We start from the raw sequence: 22,825 nt of genomic DNA on the forward strand, positions 1-22,825 counted from the left end.
TACCAGGCAGCGCATCCACCGGACCGAGCTCGCGCTTCAACGCACTGAAGAAATGCTAGCCGAGAATCTCGCGCTGTGCAGCAGGCTGCGAACTGCGGTCGAGGCCGCAGACCGCTTGGTGAAGAACGATCCCCGCAGCTTTGAAATACATGGGGCAGGTTGAACTGGGCCGGCGTTTCGTTCGTCGCGTCTAGGCCACCGGCGCCACCACTCTCGCTCCAGAACTGTGCCCGCCACATCGACGTCTGAGCTGCACGCTCGCGAACAGCCGGAACCAACGGCGACAATAAGCGGTTTACAAATCGAAGGGACCGCAATGGATTCGGAATAATGGAACTTTTGGATATGGAACTGGCGAGAGCCCGACAGCGGCTTAACCGGGCGGAACGCTCCCTCGAACGTGCAAATGAAATGATGGATGAAGGCTGCGGTGTCGGCATCAATCTCGCGTTGTGCAGCAGGATCCGGACTGCGCAACGACGCGTGGCCGAGGCGAGATCGCGGTTGGCGAAGATCGATCCTGGCAGCACGGACACAGCCTCGTCCTGTCGCCTGCCAATGTAGAGCGATGCGATACGCGCAGACCGGCGCCGAGCTTCTCGACGAAAGCCACAATCGGGAAAGTGTCGCTCTTGATACATTTGACTTTCACCCAACTCGTCTGGACGCCGGAGCCATAGGGCGCATCCGCTCGCTTGGACACGATCCCCTCCAGGCCCATCCTGCAGGCGTGAGCGAACATGTCGCTGCCGCTTACCTTGAGATGCACGGCATAGGTCAATCTCGGCGCTGTATCGCTCAGCAGCTTCTCCAGCGCGGCCTTGCGCTCAATCAGCGGCTGCTGCCGAAGGTCTCGCCCGTTAAGATGCAGAAGATAGAATGCATAGAAGATAAGCCTGGGCGAGTTCGGGTTGCCCAACTCCCGCTCCAAGGCTTGATAGTCCGGCAGACCCGTGTCGCCGAGGACAACGGCTTCGCCGTCGATGATCGCAGACTTTATCGGCAGGTTCGCCGCGGCCTGGACAATGCTCTTGTAGCGATAGCCGCGACGCGTGAAGGCTCGTGCTCTTCCCCCCTCGACGATGAGTTGGTCCGGTAGCCATCGTACTTTATTTCGTGAAGCCATTCGCCGTCTTCGGGAGCTTTGGTAACCAGGGTGGGTGATTGAAACTCAATGAAGGAAAGCCGGTCCTTTGCGCTACTCATGAATCTGCGACTCCAGAAATCGACTCCAGCCGCAGGACTAGCGTCGGTTCCGGCCATTTTAGGAAACTTGCATAAACTCAGGCTCGGCCCTCAGATCTTAGGTGGACCGCACGTCCTTTGGCGAAGATTCCAGTTCTTGATCTTTGCCTCGACGCGGGAGATACGATGGCCAACGATGTGTGGCGGACCAGTTGCATCGGTCGCGACCTCGAATCTGTCATGCACTCCGGTCCCAAGGCCGAGGATAGCAAGCTGATCGCAGCAGAAGCTGAGGGGCGATGAACCGGGCTTAGGACATCATCAAGGAGGGGCTGGGGCAACAACAATGCTTGAGCACCGATGCGCTCAGACGTCGGTCTAGGTCATACCGGCGGCTGCGTGCTGTCCTCCGGTTGGTCGGCTCGCCAAAAGCTCTTTTGCTGGCCAGCCCAATTACCGGGATCCCCCACACCGCATTCAAAAGGCGATCTTCACACCCAGCTTGCCGCTGACGGTTGAACTGTCTTGAGACCACTTGCCGCGGATTTCACTGCTGAGCATTGTCGATTGAGACACTTTCAGGTTGAAGCCGGACGACAGCGCAGCCGAAAAGTCTGCGTCGTCAAAGTCACTCTTTCTACCGTCGGCGCTTGCCGTGTTGGAATAGCCGAAGCGCTCCTGGATATCCAATCGCGCATAGGGGCTGATCACCATGCCATTGCCGAGCAGAAAATCAGCGTAAACTCCAGGTTCGAATTTGACTGCGCCAAACGACAACCGGCTCTTTCCATAGACAGTGTCAAAGCTGTCTGTGTATTCGTCGCCGGTAAAGATGACGCCCAACAATCCGCCGCGGATGTCGAATCGCACCCGATCGGTCAGGTTGAAGATGCGACCAATTGAGCCTGTCAGCGCATAGCCCTGTGTGTCGTAGCTGCCGAAAGCGCGTCCGGCCCTTTTGATGTCGGTGTTCCCAAGAAACGTAGATGCTGCCACGAGCGCATAACTCGTGCCGCGTCGAATGAGTCCGTAGCCGCCGAACATCGCACTTCTGTTGGTTGCTTCACCCTCTCCCATGAACCCGAATGCATCGGAATCGACTTTGGCCGAGGCATACCCGGCGAACAGGCCGAGGTTCAGTCCATGCTCGCTGCCGAATCCAAAATGCTTTGCGGCATTGAAGTCGACGCTGATGGCAGCGGAGAATTCATCTACGCTGAAGCTCGGTCCATCAACGACGCCCAAGCTATTCGAAATCGAGAAGCCGTCATGTTCCGTACGTGCCAACTGACCGGAAGCGAAAACACCGAACGGCGTCGACTGAGCGAGCGGAATCCCGTTCGCGAGGCCGACCTCCGCCTCGACTACGCTGTGAACTACATCACCAAGCGCCCCCAGAGATGTGTCGACAATTACGCTGTTGGTCGCACCTCCAAGATAGCAGTTCGTGTCCAGAAAGGTGCCCTCACTGTCGACAATGCAGGCGTTTGCCTTCGAAGGCAGTAAAATCAATGCAGCGCCAAACGACAACATGCCCGCTGCGCACAAGCGCCGAGCGAAGCTTTCCTTCATTGTCCTTTCCCCTCTTAACTACAAAGCTAATGTAATAAGGGATGCGATACGCAGAAGATTCTCAATGCAATATCTGGCTGTGGCAGCGTGGGTGCAACATATTGCACCGGCGCTGGCAAGAGTGTAGCAGGTTCTCGCCGCTCAGGATATGGATTTCGTACATTGCTCGATTTCTGCTTGCGAGAAACTGCGGCGAGCTTGCCGACCGGATCTGTCGATCGCGCGCGCGCCAGCGCTACTCTCTCGGATGAACACTGCGTCATGAAAGCGAGCTAGCACCACCCTTGCGCTTTCTTTGAGGTGATTTCTGGTGTAAAAAACGCCGTTGCACTCCGAGACATAAGTTTCACGCGCAGACTAGCGTGAGCCGGTTCGACACTTCGACGACTCTGAGATTGTCGCATGCTGAAACGAGCCCGTTACATGACCTACAGTCCCTTCCTACGCATCATGATGGTTCTGCTGGTGGCACTGGTTGGATCGGTACGCGCTCAAGCGGCGGTCGAAGATGAACCAACGCCACAGTCAAGCAAGCGGCTCGCCATTGTCGTCGGCAACTCCGACTACCAAAGTGCTCGTCTCCCGCACTTGCCCAATGCAGTAAGCGACGCCACAAGGCTTTCCGAAAGCCTGAGAAGGCTGAATTTTGATGTGCTGACGGGAGTGGATCTCTCCCTTGCCGGTTTCGGCGAGCTCTTTCGCCAGGCCGATGACAAGGTTGTGGCCGCCAGCGCGGTACTGATCTTCTACGCCGGCCATGGCGTGCAGCTTCAGGGCGAGAATTACCTGCTACCGGTCGACACGCCCGATCCTAAAACCATCGGGGAACTTACTGCGACGGCAATCAAGCTCAACGACCTGATCGCACGATTCTCAAGTCGGGAACGGCAGACCTTCATTTTCCTCGACGCGTGCCGAAACAACCCGATGGGCAAAGGCCCAAGCGTAATGGACGGGCTTGCGCAGGTCGAAGTGGGCGAAAACACGTTTGTTGCCTTTGCAACCCAGCCAGGTAACATCACGGCGGACGGCTCGGGCGACAACAGCCCGTTCACTACAGCCCTGTTGAAGAATGTCGAGATCCCAGGGCTCAGCATTTCCGACATGATGATCCGCGTGCGCAACGAGACTGAAGCACTCACTGTCGGTCGTCAGGTCCCGTGGGACCAGTCCAACCTTCGCGAGCAGTTTTACTTCACCGAGCAGCAAGTGCTCGACCCGGCTCAGTTGAGCGCCAGCTTGTCACGCATCCTGTCGGATCCCGTCGCGAAGCAAAGACTGCAGGTCGAACTTGCTTCCAACGACTTGCAGACTGCGGTGATTATCGTGGGACAGACTTTACGATCGCTGGACGCTTCGGCGCCATCCGGCGCTTCAGCCGATGCCGTCGGTACGGAGATTGCCAGCCTCGAAGGAGCCCGGAAAAGTGTGATCTCCGGTCTTGAAACATTGATCGTTGGCACGCAGACAGGTGCAACGAAGCCTGAAAAAAAAGCCGAGCTCGTACGCAGTGTCCAGACAGAATTGCGCCGCCTAGGTTGTTATCGCATGACCGTCGACGGAGATTGGGGCAAGGGCTCGCTCCATGCTCTCAGCACGTATTACAAGAACACCAAGCGAATAACGTCGGCCACCGAGCCGACCGTTGAACTTCTGGGGGAGCTCTTTTTGCACTCCGGCCGCGTCTGCAAAGAGCCTGTGACCGTACTGCAGAGGCCCAGGCGAGCAAGTGTGGCCTCAGATGTCGCCCCCATGCGGAAAAAGGGTGCTCCCAGCCGAAATAATGCCAGAAACCCGCAGCCGCAATCCTCGCCTCCCGCAGCTGCTCCTCCCGATATCAGTGGCGGAATTGGGATTGGCGGTGTTTTCTAGAGAAGCCATTATTCCACGCGTATCCTTGCTGGCACGCGAAACCACAGCCTGGCGTGATTTGGGCCCGCCTGCCGCAGCTAAGGAACCTGTGGATCGGAAGAGCACGCCTGAGGTGTGACAGACGTTGCAGACACTCAGTCACTGATGTAATTTAGCAATCGATCAAGTGAGGAATATGCCCGCTGTCGCGACGGCCTTTCTCTCTTTGTTTCGGCAGATTGCATGCTCTCTGACGGACCTTGCTAGCACATGCCGTGTTCTTGTGGGCGAGGCAATAGCGTTCAAGGGAATTGCCATGCTCCGACTTTGCGGAATCATCGCAGCCTTCCTCTTCGCGAGCTTCACGACCTTTGACGCTTGCGCCGACCGAAGGGTCGCCTTTGTCATCGGCAACTCGGAGTACCGACAATTCCCCCCGCTCAAGAACCCGGCCAAGGATGCCGAGGACGTGTCCAAAACGTTTCGACTCGCAGGGTTCGAGGTCTTCGTCGCAAGCGATCTGACGAAGCTGCAATTCGAGGAGCAGTTCCGCAACTATCTTGCCGCTGCAGACGGCGCAGAACTGGCCGTCGTCTATTACTCCGGCCACGGTTTCCAGATCGGCGGCGAAAATTTTCTGATCCCGGTCGATGCCTCCTTGAAGCAGGCGGCGGACATTGAAGTCCAGGCCATCAAGCTCAACGATGTGCTGGAACAGTTACGCTCGAAATCAAAGATTCAGGTGATCATACTCGATGCCTGCCGCAACAATCCGTTCCCACGCAAGGATTACTGGCTGAGAGACCAGCTCATCACTGCCGGCAATACGGGCCTCGCACAGGTGAGAAGCTCGCTGAACACCTTGATTGCCTTTGCCACCGAACCCGGGGCGGCGGCTTATGACGGCTCCGGCGAACTCAGCCCGTTTTCGGCGGCCTTTTCCCGTCGCGCGCTGGCCCCGAACCAGGAGATCCGCACCGTGATGGCGGCGGTGCGCCGCGATGTGGTCGAGGCCACAAACGGCCTCCAGGTTCCCTGGGAGAACTCATCGCTGATCGACGAAGTCGTCCTGATGCGCCGCAGCAATCGACCATCGCTGCCGCCCGTGCTGGAGAAGGTCGTACTGTCAGGAGTCGGACCCGTCGACTTGGGCTTGCCTGAACCGGTCGATGTCGATGGTGGCACGATTACACTGAGCATCGAAAGACCACCCGCCCTGGGGCGTTTGATGCTGGACGGCAAGCCTGTCAAGTTGGGCGTGCCGATCCAGGGCACGGATCTGCCGCGTCTGCAGATGGATGTACCCAAGGGAGTCGCCCCGCAGGAAGAAGTCGACATGCTGGCCTATGCGACACATGACAACTGGGGCGGCCAGACCCAAGGCATCGTCGTGTTTCGGGTCAAGAGCGGCGAAGGCGCGCAAGGCGAACAGATCATGGCTTCCCTCGAGGCCGAGCAGAAGCAGCAGGTGCTGGAGCGTGGCATTCATATCGCCGGTGCGGCCGAGGCGATCGAAAACCGCGACATCGATGTTCCCGTGGGCGTGGGTCCAGTTGCGCTGAATCTGGATTTCCCGACCGATGATCCCGCCGTCAGCCTAAAAGTATCGAGTTATCCGGCAACGGGAACGCTCTCGCTGGCCGATCGAACCCTGTCGCCCGAGTCGAGCCTGATGGCCGGAGAGATCGATGGGCTGCGCTATGAACCGCAGATCGGGGCGGAAGCGAAGGTCGAGGTCGGCTTCGAAATCCGAGCGGACAGCAGCTCATCAAAGCCCGCGACGATGAAACTGTCGCCGACGATCGATCCGTGCGACACGGCTGCCGGCGAACCTCTCGATCTGCAAGGGGTCACCACCGGCCTCCTGCCGAATGAAATTGGCGCTAGCGCGGTGGAGGTTTGCGAGGACGCGGTAAAGGCTTATCCGGAAGTCCCGCGCTTCCGCTATGAACTGGGGCGGGCGCTGCTTGCCGTAGGCAAGGTCGAAGAAGCCAAGGCAGCCGTCGAGGAGGCGGCCAGGAAGGGACATGTACGCGCCGTGTTCGAACTCGGCTACATGTATGCGACCGGAACCGGCGTGGCCCTGGACCGCACCCAGGCCAATGCCCTCTACGCGGCCGCCGCCGAAAAAGGCGATCCCTACGGAATGACGTCGTGGGGTCGCGCCTTGTTCAATGGCTATGGCGTCAAGCCCGACACCGGCAAGGGTTTGGACCTGCTGCTCAAGGCGGCAGCGATGGGGCACACCTATGCAATGAACGATCTGGCCGCGATCTTCACCGAGGGCCGCAACGGCGTAACCGCTGACCCAGCCCGCGCTGTTGCCTTCCTGCAAGCTGGTGTTCAGCGGCAGGACATGTATTCGATGAACCTGCTCGGGCGCAATTACTTGTCCGGGCAGGGCGTGGAGAGGGATCCCAAAACGGCGCTAACGCTGTTTCAGCAGGCAATCGATCTCGGCCAGCCCTATGCGCCTGGCAGCCTCGCACGCATGTATCGGGACGGTGTCGGTGTGGAACAGAGCCTCGCAGAAGCGCAAAGATTGTTTGAAATTGGGATCGCGCGGGGTGATCCGTTCGCAGCTTACGATCGCGCGGCCCTCGAAATGCAAAAAGGCGACAAGGCCGATCAGGCCCTTGCCGCGCGGTTCCTTGCACTTGCGGCCGCACTAGACGTGCGCAAGGAACTGCCCGACGCGCTGAGGACGCTGGCAAAGTTCGGACCGAAGCCAAAAACAGCGGCGTTGAGGCAGCTGCGACAGGAACTGAAATCGAAGCTTCCCGGCTCCGGTTCACAAGACACTCAACTGGTTAACGCGGCCAGACGAGTATGGGAAGAAGCCAATCCGCGTCGGGACTTGTTTTGACCAAGGAGGAGACAATGGCGGGCGGAGTATTGAAACAAGCAATACTTGGAATGATGTTATCAGGTGTCGTGGCGGGTCTCATGGGCTGCACTTCCCTGGTTCCGAAAGTTGAGCCGACGCCGCTGGTCGAAACGCCCCAGCCGAAGATCTTTCGGCGGGTTCCTCCGCCGAAGGTCGTCAAGCCCGTACGCAAACAAAAAACCGCGAAGAAGGTGATTATACCGGTTGATGACGAGCCTGTTCCCGCGCCTGTCATTCCTTCTGGTGGCGGTGGCGGAAGCGGCGGTGGAAGCGGGGGAGGTGGCTGGGGAGGTTGATCAGGTCAGACTGAAGGAGGATTGCACGAGCCTGGCGGCCTTGATGGGCTTCATCACTAAGTTCGGCGACGGTGCCGCAGACATGCTTCCTCTTTCCGGGTTGAACAAGCGCAGAGTTCGCGCCTTGGCAGCGCATGTGGGCGCTCCGTCTGATCTTGTTGACAAGATCCCGACCGCCGACCTGGAGACCCTCGTCCTCCTTCGGCCTGAAGAAGATGCATATGGTCTCACATACGATCAGATTGACGACTTCCTCGAAGGCCGAGACATCAACGAAGCGGCGCGCAGGCGCATACTTCATGCTTATTCCAGCACAGCCCATAAGCGAGCCCTTCCGGTCGACATTTGGGCATCGGCGATAGTGTCTCAACATGCACGATCGATGGGCTGCCGCAGCTTGGCAACTATCGGCCCGAACTCCCGCTGGAGCGATGCGTTGCTCTTTCAGCCCCGCATGCGGTCATGCGGCCGACAGTGTATGGCCGAGGCCGGCAACGAAGTCATTGCTTCCTAAATGCCCCCTCTATTTCATCTGCCGCAGCGAACCACTTGACCGGGCCGCCTCAACGTTCCAGGCACCTGGATTGCAGCCGGTCCGCTCTCCTTCGGCCGATCGCAATGTTAGACGTGCGGCCGTTACGCGATGCAGGGCTGGTTGTCAGATGCGTGATGCGAAACGTGAGATGCAGCTCCAGTTTTGGCGATGGCAGGCGCGCCGCATTGTGTATATCATCCGCACAGAACAGGCGCGCAAATGACATCGAATTCAGAGAAGGCGGAGGCGGTCGAGCAGTTGCTTGATACACCTGAACTTGCAACAGCACTCGAAAGCGAACAGTTCAAGAAATTCCTCGACCAGGTGCCGATCGCCATAGCCGTTTCGGACCTTGCCGGTGAAGAGCGCGTGGTTTACGCCAATCCGGAATTCGAGAAACTGTCAGGCCTGACAGTCGCCAGGCTCACCCAAGAAAACTGGGCGGCCCTTTTAGGCACGGGCCTCCATCAGCAAAAGGACAGGCCGCTAGCCGAGGCAGTGGTCAAGGGAACCGATTTGGTCGGCAGCTTCAGGCTGGAGCGCGGCGAGGACAAAGCCGCGATCGTCGACGTTTATTCCAACGAGATAGAGGACGATAACGGCAAGGTTTGCTTCCGACTGGTGGCCCTGGTCGACGTATCGGCTCACGGCGAGGCGGGAGATCAGCGCTCGGCCGAGGAGCGGGTCAGCGAGAAAGACACACTGCTTCGCGAACTGCAGCACAGGGTGAAGAACAACCTGCAGATGATCACCGCACTGATCCGGCTGGAAAGCCGCAACGCTACCGAGGCCGACCGGAGACGGTTTGAGCGCCTCGCCGGTCGCGTCGACGCTTTGGCGATCCTCTACCAGACGCTAACGGCCGACGAGCCGAAGGAAGAGGTCGACCTTGGTGTGTATCTCAGCCAGATCGCGTCCGCGGTGATGAGCTCGCATGCAGTCGAGGGAATCCGGCTGGATTTGAAGGTGGATACATATCCGGTGTCAATAAACGTCGCGATGCCGGCGGGACTGGTCGTGAACGAATTGCTGACCAATTCACTAAAACATGCCTTCCGGGGGCGCGACGGCGGCACGATAATGCTGCACAGCATCGTCGATGGCGACGGCTGCCGGGTTATAGTGGCGGACGACGGAATCGGCCTGCCGGAAGGCGAGATGTGGCCCAAGCCAGGCAAGCTTGGAGCGCTGATCGCGCGATCGCTGACCGAGAACGCCAAGGCGCAGCTAGCTGTCGAGTCCAGCGCCAACAAAGGGACGAAGGTGACCATCGTTTTCAAACGGTCGGCGGCAGCAAGCTGAACGATTGCTGTCGAACATAGCAGGCTGGCGGCTGGCTTCATGTCGCGGCTTTGAGCAGGTGCCTGCAAATAGGCTAGGCGCCCTTCACGGCCTGCTTCACATGGTCGAAATTCCGTCGAAGAGCGGGCAGCTGCATTCCGCGGGAGAAGCAGGATGGAGTAAGCGGGGCGTTTCCCTCGCTTGGGCTGGTCCAGCGTGACCGGCTTCAAGACAGCGGCAGGTGGCGCAGCGAATATTCTCCAATCAGCTCCATTGTCCGCCAACAAGACTGCTGCGTAGCCTGTGTTCGCGCAACGCCATTTTGCCGGACTTCAGCAGCCCGGGACCTGAGCGGAATTTACACCCATGCGGTCGATTGGCCGATGCTCGCCAAGCCTCGACAATTGCTCTATGCTCTCCTTGGCACGGCATGGTCGTGATTGCGACACGGAAGGCTGTTGTCCTGTGGGGGGGTTCATGTTCGAAGTCGTCGGAGACTGGAAAACGGGCTCGAGAAGCTGGTTCGCCCTAAACACCCTTGGCTTGATCGTCGCGATATCGGTGCTGTTGTTGCCTGGGCTGGAAAGCGCGAATGCACAGACGAATTGGACACTCGACCCGACGGCCTCCGTGCTCACCTACCAGTCGGTCAAGAAGAACACGATCGTCGAAACCAACAAGATCAGGAACATAGCCGGCACTCTTTCTTCGACGGGTGAGGCCAAGATCACCTTTGACCTCAACTCCGTCGACACGGGTGTCGACCTTCGCAATGTCCGCATGCGGTTCCTTTTCTTTGAGACATTCAAGTATCCGTCCGCCGAACTGACCGCAAAAGTGGACCCTGCCGCATTGGCCGACCTTGGGACCAAGCGGAGGGTGAAGGCAGTGCTGCCGTTCCGCCTCAACCTGCACGGGGTCGACAAGGATCTCGAGGCCAATATCGTCGTGACCATGATCAGCGACAGCATGGTCTCCGTCGCTTCGGAGACACCTGTTGCCGTGCATGTCGAGGACTTCGGACTGCTGCCGAATGTCGACAAACTGCAGCAGGCCGCCAATGTGACCAACATTGTTCCGACCGCTTCGGTATCATTCGATTTCGTGTTCAACGCCGACGGCAGCAAGCCCGCTGCCGTGCAGACAGTCGCGGCAAGTACCGCCGACGTCGGACCCGTCCCCACCGATGCCGCGAAAGCGAACTTCAGCGACGAGGAGTGCCTCAACCGGTTCGCGGTGCTCTCCCGCACCGGGGCCATCTACTTTCGGTCGGCGAGCGCGCGGCTCGACAACCAAAGCCGTCCGCTGCTGGCGGAGGTGGTTGGCGTGGTGGGCAAGTGCCCCGGCCTGAAGGTAGAGGTTTCCGGCCACACCGATTCCGATGGTTCGCCTGCCACCAACAAGCTGCTGTCGGAGCGCAGGGCCCAGGCCGTTGCCGATGCCATCGTTGCCGCGGGTATTGCACGAACGCAGATTACGGCAACCGGTTATGGCGAGGAGCGGCCCGTTGCGGCCAACGATACGCCGAAGAACAAGGCGCTCAACCGGCGGATCGAGTTTTCCGCCACCAAGCTCGTCAACTGAGGAAGGACCTCTTGTTCCGGTGGGGCTTCGATCTGATTGCCTGTTTTGGCAGTGCCCTGCGCGCGATTGGGCTGGTGACACTCTCGCTGCTATTGACATTGACGGCAGCCGATGCCGAACGCCGTGTTGCTCTGGTCCTTGGCAACTCCCAGTACCAGCATGCGCCGGCGCTGACCAACCCAGTCCGCGACGCGCAGGCTGTTGCCGACCGCCTTGCCAAGTTGGACTTTGAAGTCGTCTCCGGTTTCGATCTGACCAAATTGCAGACCCAGACCACGATTGCGCAGTTCGCAAAGCAGGTGCGCGGCGCCGACATTGCCCTTTTCTTTTACGCCGGCCACGGTTTGCAGGTCTCAGGCAGCAACTACCTGCTTCCGGTCGATGCTGCATTGGAAGACGAGACCTCGCTTGATTTCGAGGCGGTGCCTGTCGAGTTCGTTTTGCGGCAAATGTCGCGCGAGACCAGCATAAGACTGATTTTCCTCGACGCCTGTCGAGACAATCCTCTGGCCGAAGTGCTGGCAAAGGCCGCCGGCGTCAAGGGAGCGAGAAGCGGGCTTGCCGAAATCCCGATCGAGAATGGTGGCGCGGGCACGCTGGTCGCGTTTTCCACGAGTCCCAATCAGGTCGCCTATGACGGATCGAGCGAACATTCGCCGTTCACGTCCGCGTTGCTTGCCCATATTGGGGCTTCGAACGTCTCCATCACCGACGCGATGAACATGGTCACCGCCGATGTCTTCAAAGCAACCGCCGGCAAGCAGCGCCCGTGGATCAATGTTTCGCTGACCACCGAGGTCGTTTTGCACAGGGTCGATCTCAACGCGCCGCTGATCGTCGGCGAAGCGACCGCTCCGCAACAAGCGGAAGACAGCTCGGATGGGCGAAACGCCACCGCAAATTCGTCAGGCGAGGATGAGGCACAGCTTGCACTTAATGTCCTGCGGCAGAAAATCCCGAGACTGGCTTCGGACGATCCGATCTTTTTCGACCGACCTGTCGATTTTGGAGATCCAAAGATCGACGGCAAGAGTATCGCCGAGCTGATCACGGGCAAGCCGCTCTTCACTCCCGTGGAAGCGCTCGACAAAGCGGTTTGGCAGCGCAAGCACTGCAATGGCTGCCATGAGTGGGATGAGGTTCGGCTGTGCGAACAGGCGAAGAATTTCGCCGCCAACGATGTCTCCGTGCTGCGCCTGCAACATCCGCTCGGGACGCGCTTCAAGGTGGCGCTGGCGAAGTGGGCGCAAGGCGGCTGCAAGTAAGATCTGGACCTTCGGTTCGAAAATTCCTGGTCAAATAGGCGAGGACCAATCCCCATCTAGACATTCGTCGTGTGCGGAAATCAGGAAATGGCGCGCTCGAGTGCCACGGATGAGCTCCACAACAGCGTGTCGGCGTGCACCATGATGATGGAGATGAACAAGATTCCTTTCTGCACGAAGCCTTCTAAGGAGGCTTATATGCGGCAGATGTTGAACGGCGCGCTACGCTCGACGGTCGGCAAGTCAAACGCCCTTAACGATGCCGGTTACGGCGCCGCGCCGGCAAGAATTGCCATTCCGTTGTAAGACTTCTGAGCGAGCCAGATGAGAATAGCAGCGAACTCAAAGGCTCCACCAACGCAACGTACCCGACTACGCGCGTTCTAGTGAAAGGGCGCCATAGCCGATCTGGGGGTGGCCTGATGACAAATCGGAGCAACAGGGATGGCAAAGTTTAAAGAAGCCCTTGAGCGCGGGAAGGAAGCTCGCCGCCAGCAGGAGGAGCCTGTCGTCTAGGTTGGAGGTGACAAAACGAGATGCCCCCATGGCGGACTTCAGCGAGCAAGCAAAGGCTTGGTTAGACCACGTCGTGATTGCAGGGCTGGAGGCGGCCAGGGCTGACGTGGCGGGCGAGGTGACTATTGACATAGACACTGCGCCACCCGGCACGTCAAAGCCTTAACACCGTCCATTCGTTTCCAAATCTACAGGAAAGGAGAATTTGAGAAGGCGCCCCGAAGAACCTTTACGGTCAACGTTAAGGTGAGCGGGGCGGCGTCCGTCTTCGCCAGTGATGGTGAGGGTACAAGCTGGTCACCGCGCGAGCATTTCTGCCACATATTTCCGACCTCCCATTCCACACGAAATCGTTTGTTGACCTCTCCTAAGTTCCCGGCAAGATGACCCTAGGGCACCGAGGGGTCGGGTACCATGGATACAGCGCCGGGAGGCATTACGCCTGAAGCTATTGCCAGAGCCGTTAAGGCCGCGTCGGACGGCAACGTGGTGTCCCTTAGAACGGCCGTAGCGGCCCTCCGGGCCCTGTGCCCACACGCAGACGAGACGGACCTCGAACTGTGTGAAATTCTGATCGATCTGGCGACACATGATGGAAGGGCCGTCCTGCTCGACACCAAAGAATAGCTAAGGAACAAATCGGTTCGCCCGGAGGTTCGGACCTATTCGCATGTAGGGCCGGCCATGGCTCAGGCCGACGAGAGGAAGCAGAAGGTTATCGCCGACCTCATACGACGGTGGATCACGTCAGAAGCCGTCCGCGACTACCTTCGCAAGGCGCTAAATCTTCCGGTAGAACAGGGGCTTCCGGGTGAGCACAAGTCTTTGCTGATGAAATTGATCGAGCCGACAAAGAGTGACCGCATGATTGGGTTTCTTCGGTCCTCGTCGGGGCGGAAGTAAGCCGTCTAGCGTACCACCTCTGCAACGCATAGGCAGCAGCAACCACTGATGAAGTGGACCAAACGTGGGCCGTCAGTGGGACCTCGTGGTGCGCCTTTGCGTCATTAATGGCAGATGGCAAGAAGGAGAGGGCTCTGCGCTCATTCGATCAGGACGGGGGCTGACGTGACCAACTCCGCTCTAGCTGATGCCGCCATCACGAAGAGCACGGACAGCCTTCCGACGATTGATCAGTTCAGAAGGCAATCGTCAGGTGTTGCGCAAGCGGCTAGGTTGGAAGTCGATCAAGAAATGCCGGAGCACTTTGCCGTATTGCTAGCCGCGCTTGACCCAGCGAGAGCAGGAACTGGCTGACGAGCCTTCGGCGAGCCTGCGTACATCGAATTGATTTCAATGTGGCCCGTTGTGGCAACGCCACACCAAGATCGCGGCGACCAGGGGCAGCAGCATATTGCGAGACCTCATCTTCGAGGGCTGAGGCTGGTGGCCCGCACAATCCACCCGATGCCCGCCCTCTAGACCGAGGAAAGCACCGAGACGAAGAGACGGAAGACGGTAGCCAACCCGCGGATGAGAATCTGATCAACCGTCATCTCTGAGTTCCACTCTCGGCCCTGTGCAGTTCCAGCCTATCCGACCCCTTTGGACATTCGCGCCAAGCAGTTGTTCCCTCTCGCCTACAGCCCAGACAGAAAAGATGCGAGGCTAGTATGCGTCCGCTGATTGGCGCAGCGCCTCGATCTCGGCCATCTGTAAGCCCATTTCGACAAAGGCAGATAGAACGGCAAAACGGTCCGCCAGTGCAACACGCGCGAGCCCTGCCAGAACTCCGGCATTGACGGCATGGGCGGCAGGAAGCGGCTGTAAGGCCGGTGGCAAGTTTGTGCGGCCGACGGATCCGCCAGTACCTAGGCCATTGTCACGCCATCGCGCAGCCAAGGCAATCCAGGCGCCCGGGGTTGTAGGTGGCACTGCCGCTGCCTGGCCCAGCGCCGCACGATGGTGGGCGCTGCTCGGTTCGCTGACCCAGTTGCTGACGAGTGCGAGCAGTTTTTGATCGGTTTCATCCAGCAACTCGCTCAAATGCCCAAGGCATTCATGAGCCCACCAGACCGCAGCCCGATCCGGCAGCAGGTAGGCACAAAAGGTGATTGCCTCTTCGGGAACGCGCCCGGCGAGGAGATCGCGGCAAAAATCGATCGAACGCTGGTCGGTTGGCAGGGTTTGCATGTCTCGGGCAGCGGCGGGACAAGCCATGAAAAGATCTCGTGCCGTTTTGAATCGGAGCCCGTTGCCCATGACGCCACGCTTTCATCGAGAGCCTGTCGGCACTCAAGCCCGCAGCGCGGCGCGGGTCAAGTCTCAACTTGCGGCGGGGTGATGACCGGCGACACAGCCGCGGCTCGGTATTTCCCGCAGACAATTGCTTCGGAATTTGGTATGTTCACGGTTGGTAATATCGGATGCTCAACAGGAGTAACCGCTATGCGGTGGGCCAGTTCACCTTTGGTGTTGGCGGTCGTGGTTTTCTCGACCCATGTTTGCGCCGACCCTGTCCAGAAATCAGAAGACATCGTCAAGTTTTTTGCCGGCGCGGCCGATCTCGGCAAGTCGCGTGGAATTTGTGTCGGCACCGAGGAGCAGTGCAAGAGCAGGACCAAAGCAAAAGACGGACTCGCCGAGAAACCCAGTCTCGACATGCTGATCAATTTCGGGCTCGATTCGGCCGAACTCGACGCAACCGCGCGCGCCGAGCTCGCGGAGTTTGCCAAGGCCCTGAAGGACAATCGGCTGAGCAGTTTCCACTTCGTCGTCGAAGGCTATACCGACGCTTCCGGACCGGCACACTACAATGAGCGGCTCTCACAGCGACGGGCGCAATCTGTGACGTCCTTCCTGACATCAAGCGGCATTGAGGCTGCCCGCATCAACCCGATCGGCCTGGGCGAAGCGCATCCGCGCAGCCCCAACCCGTACGATGCTGTCAATCGCCGGGTGGAAATGCGCATAAAGACCGAGTAGCGAAACTCTGGCCCATGCTGCCGGAAAACTGTGCGGCAGTTTCGAGCCACAACTGCTTTGCCGCGAGCAGGCAGCCGTTTGAATGCTGCCGTCAGTCCTTCAGCACGCCGCCCATCACCACACTGGCGCCGAATTACAGAGCCTTGGTCGGGAAATCGCTGACCCCGCGGACCAATCCGTCTGCGCCTGCGAAGCGGCTGCGACTTGCGACGCCATGCCCTGGCTCAAAGCGCATTCTGAACGGTGCTCAGCATCGCCGTGATGACCTGTTTGTACTTTGCGAACTCGGGCGATGTCTGCCGGACCTCAGTCGTGGTCGTCGTCTGCTGGCTCGCCGCGGTCGTGGCTGGGCTGAGCTTTCGACCCATCTTCCTTTCGGCCCAGTCCACGACATAGCTGGCGGTCTTGCCGGTGAGAAAGGGATTGGCCTGGATGACGGCTGATCCGAGCACGGCGCTCAGTTGCGCCGAACCCGACGCCGACAGCACCTGATGCGCGCCCTCCATGCCGAGGAAATGGCACAGATAGAGCCGGCCGGCTGTGATCTGGTGGCCGCGCGCCCGAAGATAGGCTTCGCCCTCTCGCGCCAGATTGCGAACCATCTCGCGCGAGATCGTGGCGTCGTAACGCAGGGCAAGCAGGTCGGCGGTCGAGAGCGTGCGTGCAAGTTCAGGGCGGTATGTATTCATCATACGGATCCAGGTCTTGGTGATGAATTGGCCGGCACCGGTCGCTGAAGAATTCGGGTTCTTGGCACGGGCACTGCCGCCACTTTCGACATGGACGATGCGGTCGGTGAGCGTTTCCACGGCGGAAAAGTCCGAAGCGACCGCAGTAACTGTGCCCAGCGGGTCGATCGCCGCGCCATTCTGGTAGAGTTCGAAATGCAGGTGCGGTCCGGTCGACAGTCCGGTGGTGCCGATGTAGCCGATGATGTCACCTGCCTTGACCTTGGTGCCGACGCCGCCCACGATTGCGAATTTCTGCATATGCGCATAGCGCGTCTCGCGCCCGTTTCCGTGCGAAATCTTGACCAGATTGCCATAGCCGCCCCCATCGCCCTGGAAGCTGATTTCGCCATCGAAGGCGGCTGCGATCGGCGTGCCGACCGGCGCCGCCCAATCGACGCCCTTGTGGATGCGAACGGTGCCCAGAATTGGGTGCTTGCGGGGCCCGAAGGTCGAGGTCAACACCCCGTTGACCGGTGTGACCATGCCGTTGGTGACCGTCAGCGAGCGGACCTGATCGTCGCCTGTCACGCATGCAAACTGGCCATCGCTCTGCTGGAAAACGAAACAGTCGAGAGTTTTTGTCGTGCCCTGGACACCCACATACAGCACCCGCCCAGCGCCTTCGTCCTTGCCGCGCGGCGTCTGCGAATAGATCAGCACAAGACGCTGGTCCTCGCTTGCGAAGGCGTCCAGATCCTGTCCTCTCGACAGATACATGATGGCTTCGCCGATCACGCCGGTCGGAACGCTGTTGCGTGCCGCTGTCGAGTAGATCGCGTCGAGCAGACGATACTGCCGTTTGTGGGCGCCTTCCGCCGGCGCGCCCGAGTAGTTGAAAAGATCTTCCCGTACCCAAGGATCAACGCCCGAAACGAACACGCCCGCGGCATTGCGCGTCAGCGTACCGACAAAGACGTTCTTGGCGTAGATCGACACCTGCATGAGGGACATCGTTGTCGTCTCGCGGTTGGGTCGGTATCCACGCATGGCCACGACATAGCCCGGTTCCAGGCCGTCCCGGCCGAAGAGCGCCTTCAGCGCCTCGCCTGCCTGCTTGGCGTCGTCGGCGGAGAAATGTGCATCGAGCGCAACGCTATCCAGACTGCGATCGTTGAGGATCTTCACGAACGTGTCTTCCGTAGCCTCGAACCGCTGAAATTCGTTCGTGACAGTTGCGACGCTGGTGTTGTTTTCGATCTGGGTCTTGTGGAACGCGGGAAGAGCTGCATCGCCTGCTTCGATTGTTTCACCCCAGCCGGCCCCCGGGTCATCGGCTTCGGCCAGTTGATCGGCGGCAGGGGCGGGTTCATCCGCGGCAGGAGATGGCTCAAGATCGTTCTGCAGATCGCTGGAGGCTGCGGGGGCCGTCTTTCGTTGCGCCTGGAAGAATGCAAAATCCTCCTGCGTCGACGGTATGGTCGTCATGAATTTCTCGCTGGCGCTAAGCATGACGTCGGACAAGATCTCGATCTGTGGCGAAACCCCGGCCTGGTCGAGTTCGGCCGGACGCGGAACAACGCGGCCTTTCGTTGCGGCGTCGGAATCGGGGGCGAGCGTGATCCACATCGGATCCCCCGCCAGGCCGATAATGGCAGGCACATAAACAGAGGCATCGGCCGGCACATCGTCGGCTCCTTCGACCGCATGCAGATCCTCGTCTTCGTCGCCAAACGACCAATAGTCCGCGGTGAGGTAGAAGCCGGCGGCAATCGAACACAGGAAAACTGTGGCGAAGCCGGCAAGAAGCCTGCGCCAAAAGGTGCGCCGGCGGAGGGCAGCGCGTGCTTGCTTTTTCTCCTTGAAGCTGGTGTCGATAGCGTGCGTCACGGACTGCTTCCGGTCAGGAAAAACGTCCACCGCACCTGTTCAAGCGTATCGACTTCAACGAATCGCGCAGCAATATGGCCAAGCTGCCAGCATTCGTCGATGCCGCGTATCGAGAAACGTCGCCGCTCAATGCACATTTCGGTCGATCCCGTCAGGATGGCGTGGCCGAAAACGTCAGTGGCGTAGAGGTAGATGTAGCGGTTCGTCAGTTCCTCGCGGATGACGTTCACGCACTGATTTGCGCCGATGGTCCACCACCCATCGGTCTGATCGGCATTGTCGACCTCCTGGCCGACGGCGAGGTTGACGACGTCGAGCGTCTGATTGCACACCGTGAATTCGGCGCGCGCTTCGTTGCATGAGAGCACGCCCAGCAACGCGGCGGCCGAAACGACCGCGAGCCTCATCCGGCCCCTCGAGGCAAGCAAGGTTAGAAGCCGACCACGCTGCTTTAAGGGCAGGTCGGAAGACGAGCGGGGCAAACGCGAGCTACGGAGTTCCATCGGACGCCCATGCTACCCGCCGAGCCGGAAATACTTGGCGCTGGCCGAGAACTTGGATCCGTTGGCCTCGATTTCCTCGAGAATTTTGGGCAACAGCTGCGAGGCTGGCATTGGCGTGGAGAACGCAGCCGCCTGGATATCCTGGGGGCCGGTGATCACCATGATGATCTGCGGCACGGCCTTGCCTGCAGCCCTGTCGGCGGCGCCGAGACCGATCGGGATGCTGAAGGTAGCCTTGTCCGATTGTACGACCATGCGGTCATCGAGGTTGAACATCATGCCTTTGTGGTCGATCAGCAGCACGCTGGAAATGAGCCCGCCACGCGTCACCAACGTACCGCTGATCGGTGTGCCGTTCGGCACCGATGTTCGATCGAGAACGAGCTGCGGCTTTTCGCCAGCAGCCTGCCCCAGAAAACGCAGGAAGTTGGTGACTTCGCACTGGCTCGGCTCAATGAGGCGCACGTTGATGTCGGGCTCAACGTGGAACTTTGCCTGGAAATCAGCCAGCATCTGCTCGAATGGCTGGACCGCGGTTCCAAATCCTTCGATGGCAGCGGTGTTATCGGTTATGGAGGTCACGGCGGCGTAGAAACAGTCGCCACCGCTGAAGTCGCGAACCCACGAAACACGCTGCGCTATATCGTCGATCACAGGGGCAACTTCCGGCTTAGGCAGGTTCAGGGCAACCATGGCCTGGTCTGGTTCTCTGGCCGCCGGCAGGTCGGCCTGCTGCTCCTTTGCCCTCGTCGCATCCGCCTGGCGTTCAGCCGGCTCTGGAACGGGCGCTGCTGGTATGGCCTTCGCCGGCCGGCTCGCCTGGTGTTTGGGCGGCGGCAGGTCGGCCTGCTGCTCCTTTGCGCTCGTCGCATCCGCCTGGCCTGCAGCCGGCTTGGGAGCTGGGGCGGCCGGTTTCGCCTCCGCCTGGCTTGCCTGCTGTTCAGGCTTTTGGCTCGCCGCGGCGTCTGGCTGCGCCGCGGGCGGCGTGGGAGCCTTTTCGACCGGCGGGAGGGCTGGAGCAAGCTTGGCAGGCGGCGAGGGCGTATCGGGCTGAATTGACGGCGCTGCGTTTTCGGCCGGCGGTTGCGCCCCACTTGCCGACAGATTCGACGTTTCCTGTATTTGCGGGAGCATCTTTGGCGACGCTGCCGGCGGCGGCGTTCGAGCCGCGGGGGCCTCCGCCTGACTTTCAGCTGGTGCTAATGTAGCCTCTGTTTGCGGCTTTGGGGCTGGAACCGCCTGTGGCGGCTCAGGGGAGTCCGTATCCTGGTCCGTCGCCAGCGGCTTTGACGCCTCTGCCTCAGGAATTGATGCTTCGGGGACAGGCCTTGTTGCTTGTGGTGCAGGTTGTGGTGGCTCTGGCGCGGAAAGCGAGGGTTTGCCGGCGGTTGGCGCGGTGGGTGTCGTAAAGCCGCTGAAATAAAGGCCGGCAAGTGAGGCGAGAGCCAATGTCGCGAAGGCAGAGATGGCGATGGCTCGGCGCTTTGTAGATTTTCCGCGAACAGCGCCAACGAGCGCACGTGGCGGCGCGGCGACCGGTGAGGCCCGCGGTTCGGACAACAGCGCTGGCCGGACATGCTGGACAAAGCGCTGCCCGCCCGAGCCTGCCAAAGGCGCGTCATGGCCCAAGACATTGGATGGCGGGGACGAGGCCTTCGGATCGGGCGCAAGGGTTTGCCCCGCTCGTGGCAAACCCGGCCTGCCGCGGTTTGGGACGAACGTCGGCGGCGTTGTCCCTTCGTCCTCGTCGCGCGTCATCCTGGCGATTTCCGCCATGCTCACCGGGCGGTCTCGCGGATCCGGCTGCAGCATGGCTTCAACAATGTCACGAAAGCCGTCGTCGATGTCGGACAGGTCGGGCACGGTCCGACGCTTTTCGATGATCTCGAATTGGGACCCGCTCATGTCGATCGGCTTGCCGCGCAGGGCGGCAACCAGCACCAGCCCCAGGCTGTAGATGTCCGACTGCTCGCTGACATCGCCGCTGTATAGCCCAAGCTGTTCGGGGGAAACGTAGTTGTACTTTCCCGCGAATTTTCCGCCGATCAGGGTCTCACCGCCGACGGTCGCCGATCGCGCGATTCCGAAATCGATGATCTTGGCCCGATCGACCCGACCTCCTGGCAAGATGATGTTGTCCGGGGAGAGGTCGCGGTGAATTGCTCCCGCCTGATGCACGGCGCTGAGACCCGACGTGAGCCGATGGCAGAGCCTGCGCACCTCCTCAGTCGGCATTGGGCCACGTCGCATGATGTCGTGTAGCGACTCGCCGTCGACGAATTCCATCGCAAGGTAGGGACGACCGATCCCTGGATCGATCGTGAAGACGTGATATCTCACGACCGCATCATGCGAGAGGTGATTGAGGATCGACGCTTCCTTGCGGAACAAGGACAAGATCGTCGGGTCGCGGGCAAATTCGGGCAGGACGATCTTGATCGCGACATGGTCGCCAGTCTGGATGTTGTGGCCGCGGTAGACTTCGCCCATGCCGCCGAATGCGATCCGCTCGTCAAGTTCGTAGATGCCGCTGAGCTGCGTGCCGACGGCGGTGTTGGCCAGCTGCGGCGATATTCGCGTCTTGTCGTCGGCGCTCATCAGCTCAACCCTCCGCTCTGGACAGATCAGGGTAGGGGGGGTGTCCATTGCTTCTGTTTGCGAATTTTACCAGCACAATCGTAACATTGTCTGTGCCGCCTCGCTCCAGCACCGTTCTCAGCAGAGCCTCACAGGCCGCCTGAGGTGTCGCAGACACGACCGCGGCGCCGATTTCGGCGTCGGTCAAATGCGCGGTCAGCCCATCGGTGCACAACACAAAGATGTCTCCCGGCATGATTTCCCCTTGCTGGAAATCGATGACGATTTCGTCGCTGACGCCTACCGCATGCGTGATGACATTGCGACGCGGCCAGGTGAGCGCCTCGGCTGCGCTGATCATGCCGCGGTCGAGAAGTTCCTGAACTTCGGTGTGGTCCTTCGAGATCTGCGAGATCGAGCCGTTGCGGATCAGATAGACCCGGCTGTCGCCCGCCCACAGGCATGCAAATCGCCCATCCATCGCCAACAAGGCGGCAACGGTGGAGCCGATGGTTATGCCGCGGGATTCGGAGATCCTGCGGATCTCGGCGTTGGCGCGGCTCAGCCTATCCTCGAAGCGCGCACGAAGGTCCGGGGCGGAACTGGCAATGCCGATCGTGGCCAGATGGTCGACGATGCTGGCTGAAGCAACCTCTCCTGCTTCATGCCCACCCATTCCGTCGGCCACCACCCACAGGCCGGTTCGCGGCTCGACCAAATAGTTGTCTTCATTGTGCTCGCGGACACAGCCATTGTGGCTCACGCCGAAACTCTCAAAGGAAAGGGCGACATCGCTCAACTTGCCACCAGCGCTTCTCGAAGCATCCTCTACAGCGCACTCTCAGGCGCTCGCTGGCGCCACTTTGCCACAGGCTCGAATATTAAAATATCGAAATCTAGCGTTGAGCGCGTGACCCTTATGGGGAGGTCACCACTAGAAAGAGCTCAAGTGATGATTTGAGGGCGCGACAGCGCTCCCTTGCCTGGTCAACTGCGCATGCTGCGATCTCCTCGTCTGTCTCACAACATGCCGGTGCCTAGGTGTTCCAGCTCATCTCACAAACAACCAGGCAGCCGGTCAGGTACTCCGGAATGTGCGGAATGATGTCGTGTAATCTCGCCATCATCGGTGCCCCAGAAGGCCACCTGGATGCCACTGCCGAGTACCCCGGCTTCTTTCAGGATCCGAGTGAGCGGCGTGCCGACCCAGCGCGCATTGCCGACGCCGCCGTTGAAACAGGAGGGTCGGTATTAGCCAAATATCGATCGTCACCCGTGACGTCCGGATGT

At 59.9% G+C, this 22,825-nt stretch carries 13 protein-coding genes and 2 pseudogenes; 7 read left to right on the plus strand and 8 right to left on the minus strand.

The features are described 5' to 3' along the window. Positions 1-439 precede the first annotated feature (439 nt). Both NKH37_RS26170 and NKH37_RS26175 read right to left on the minus strand, forming a co-directional pair. A complete protein-coding gene (locus tag NKH37_RS26170) occupies positions 440-1,126 on the minus strand; it encodes an ATP-dependent DNA ligase (protein ID WP_353041750.1) in 687 nt (228 codons plus the stop codon). A gap of 536 nt (positions 1,127-1,662) precedes the next feature. Further along, the gene (locus tag NKH37_RS26175; protein ID WP_353041752.1) at positions 1,663-2,757 is read right to left on the minus strand and encodes an autotransporter domain-containing protein; all 1,095 of its coding nucleotides are present in this window, start codon (positions 2,755-2,757) and stop codon (positions 1,663-1,665) included. A 423-nt stretch (positions 2,758-3,180) separates the two neighbouring features. Here NKH37_RS26175 and NKH37_RS26180 point away from each other — a divergent pair, with 423 nt between their 5' ends. From NKH37_RS26180 to NKH37_RS26205, 6 genes and pseudogenes are all read left to right on the plus strand, one after another. Then, a complete protein-coding gene (locus tag NKH37_RS26180) occupies positions 3,181-4,629 on the plus strand; it encodes a caspase family protein (protein ID WP_353041755.1) in 1,449 nt (482 codons plus the stop codon). A gap of 295 nt (positions 4,630-4,924) precedes the next feature. Then, positions 4,925-7,474, plus strand: a complete 2,550-nt coding sequence (locus NKH37_RS26185) for a caspase family protein (protein ID WP_353041757.1) — start codon at positions 4,925-4,927, stop codon at positions 7,472-7,474. 354 nt (positions 7,475-7,828) lie between these two features. Then, positions 7,829-8,137 (plus strand): annotated as a pseudogene (gene nadE / locus NKH37_RS26190) (NAD(+) synthase); the annotation flags it as partial. Positions 8,138-8,545: 408 nt separating this feature from the next. Continuing rightward, positions 8,546-9,628, plus strand: a complete 1,083-nt coding sequence (locus NKH37_RS26195) for a sensor histidine kinase (RefSeq protein WP_352684974.1) — start codon at positions 8,546-8,548, stop codon at positions 9,626-9,628. A gap of 456 nt (positions 9,629-10,084) precedes the next feature. After that, a complete protein-coding gene (locus NKH37_RS26200) occupies positions 10,085-11,191 on the plus strand; it encodes an OmpA family protein (protein ID WP_023720309.1) in 1,107 nt (368 codons plus the stop codon). Between the two features lie 11 nt (positions 11,192-11,202). After that, complete coding sequence (locus NKH37_RS26205) at positions 11,203-12,456, plus strand: caspase family protein (protein ID WP_353041760.1); 1,254 nt, start codon at positions 11,203-11,205, stop codon at positions 12,454-12,456. Between the two features lie 2,124 nt (positions 12,457-14,580). Here NKH37_RS26205 and NKH37_RS26210 read toward each other — a convergent pair. Beyond that, the gene (locus tag NKH37_RS26210; protein WP_353041762.1) at positions 14,581-15,174 is read right to left on the minus strand and encodes a DUF6931 family protein; all 594 of its coding nucleotides are present in this window, start codon (positions 15,172-15,174) and stop codon (positions 14,581-14,583) included. Between the two features lie 81 nt (positions 15,175-15,255). On the opposite strand from NKH37_RS26210, the gene NKH37_RS26215 reads away from it, so the two are divergent. Further along, the gene (locus tag NKH37_RS26215) at positions 15,256-15,897 is read left to right on the plus strand and encodes an OmpA family protein (RefSeq protein ID WP_353041764.1); all 642 of its coding nucleotides are present in this window, start codon (positions 15,256-15,258) and stop codon (positions 15,895-15,897) included. Between the two features lie 224 nt (positions 15,898-16,121). Here the strand turns inward: NKH37_RS26215 and NKH37_RS26220 are convergent, their stop codons facing one another. The 5 genes and pseudogenes from NKH37_RS26220 to NKH37_RS26240 all read right to left on the minus strand — a co-directional run. Further along, positions 16,122-18,455, minus strand: coding sequence for a M23 family metallopeptidase (locus tag NKH37_RS26220; protein WP_353041766.1), 2,334 nt, complete (start codon positions 18,453-18,455; stop codon positions 16,122-16,124). Further along, positions 18,452-18,862, minus strand: a complete 411-nt coding sequence (locus tag NKH37_RS26225) for a DUF1036 domain-containing protein (protein WP_023720319.1) — start codon at positions 18,860-18,862, stop codon at positions 18,452-18,454. The genes NKH37_RS26220 and NKH37_RS26225 overlap by 4 nt, the downstream gene beginning before the upstream one ends. Positions 18,863-18,970: 108 nt before the next feature. Continuing rightward, positions 18,971-21,604, minus strand: a complete 2,634-nt coding sequence (locus tag NKH37_RS26230; protein ID WP_502906003.1) for a serine/threonine-protein kinase — start codon at positions 21,602-21,604, stop codon at positions 18,971-18,973. Continuing rightward, positions 21,561-22,334, minus strand: coding sequence for a PP2C family protein-serine/threonine phosphatase (locus NKH37_RS26235; protein WP_023720321.1), 774 nt, complete (start codon positions 22,332-22,334; stop codon positions 21,561-21,563). Before NKH37_RS26235 ends, NKH37_RS26230 begins: the two co-directional genes overlap by 44 nt. 257 nt (positions 22,335-22,591) lie before the next feature. Continuing rightward, positions 22,592-22,756, minus strand: a pseudogene (locus NKH37_RS26240) (hypothetical protein); the annotation flags it as partial. Between the last annotated feature and the right edge of the window lie 69 nt (positions 22,757-22,825).

This window comes from Mesorhizobium sp. M1217, from assembly GCF_040318275.1.
GTDB lineage: Bacteria > Pseudomonadota > Alphaproteobacteria > Rhizobiales > Rhizobiaceae > Mesorhizobium.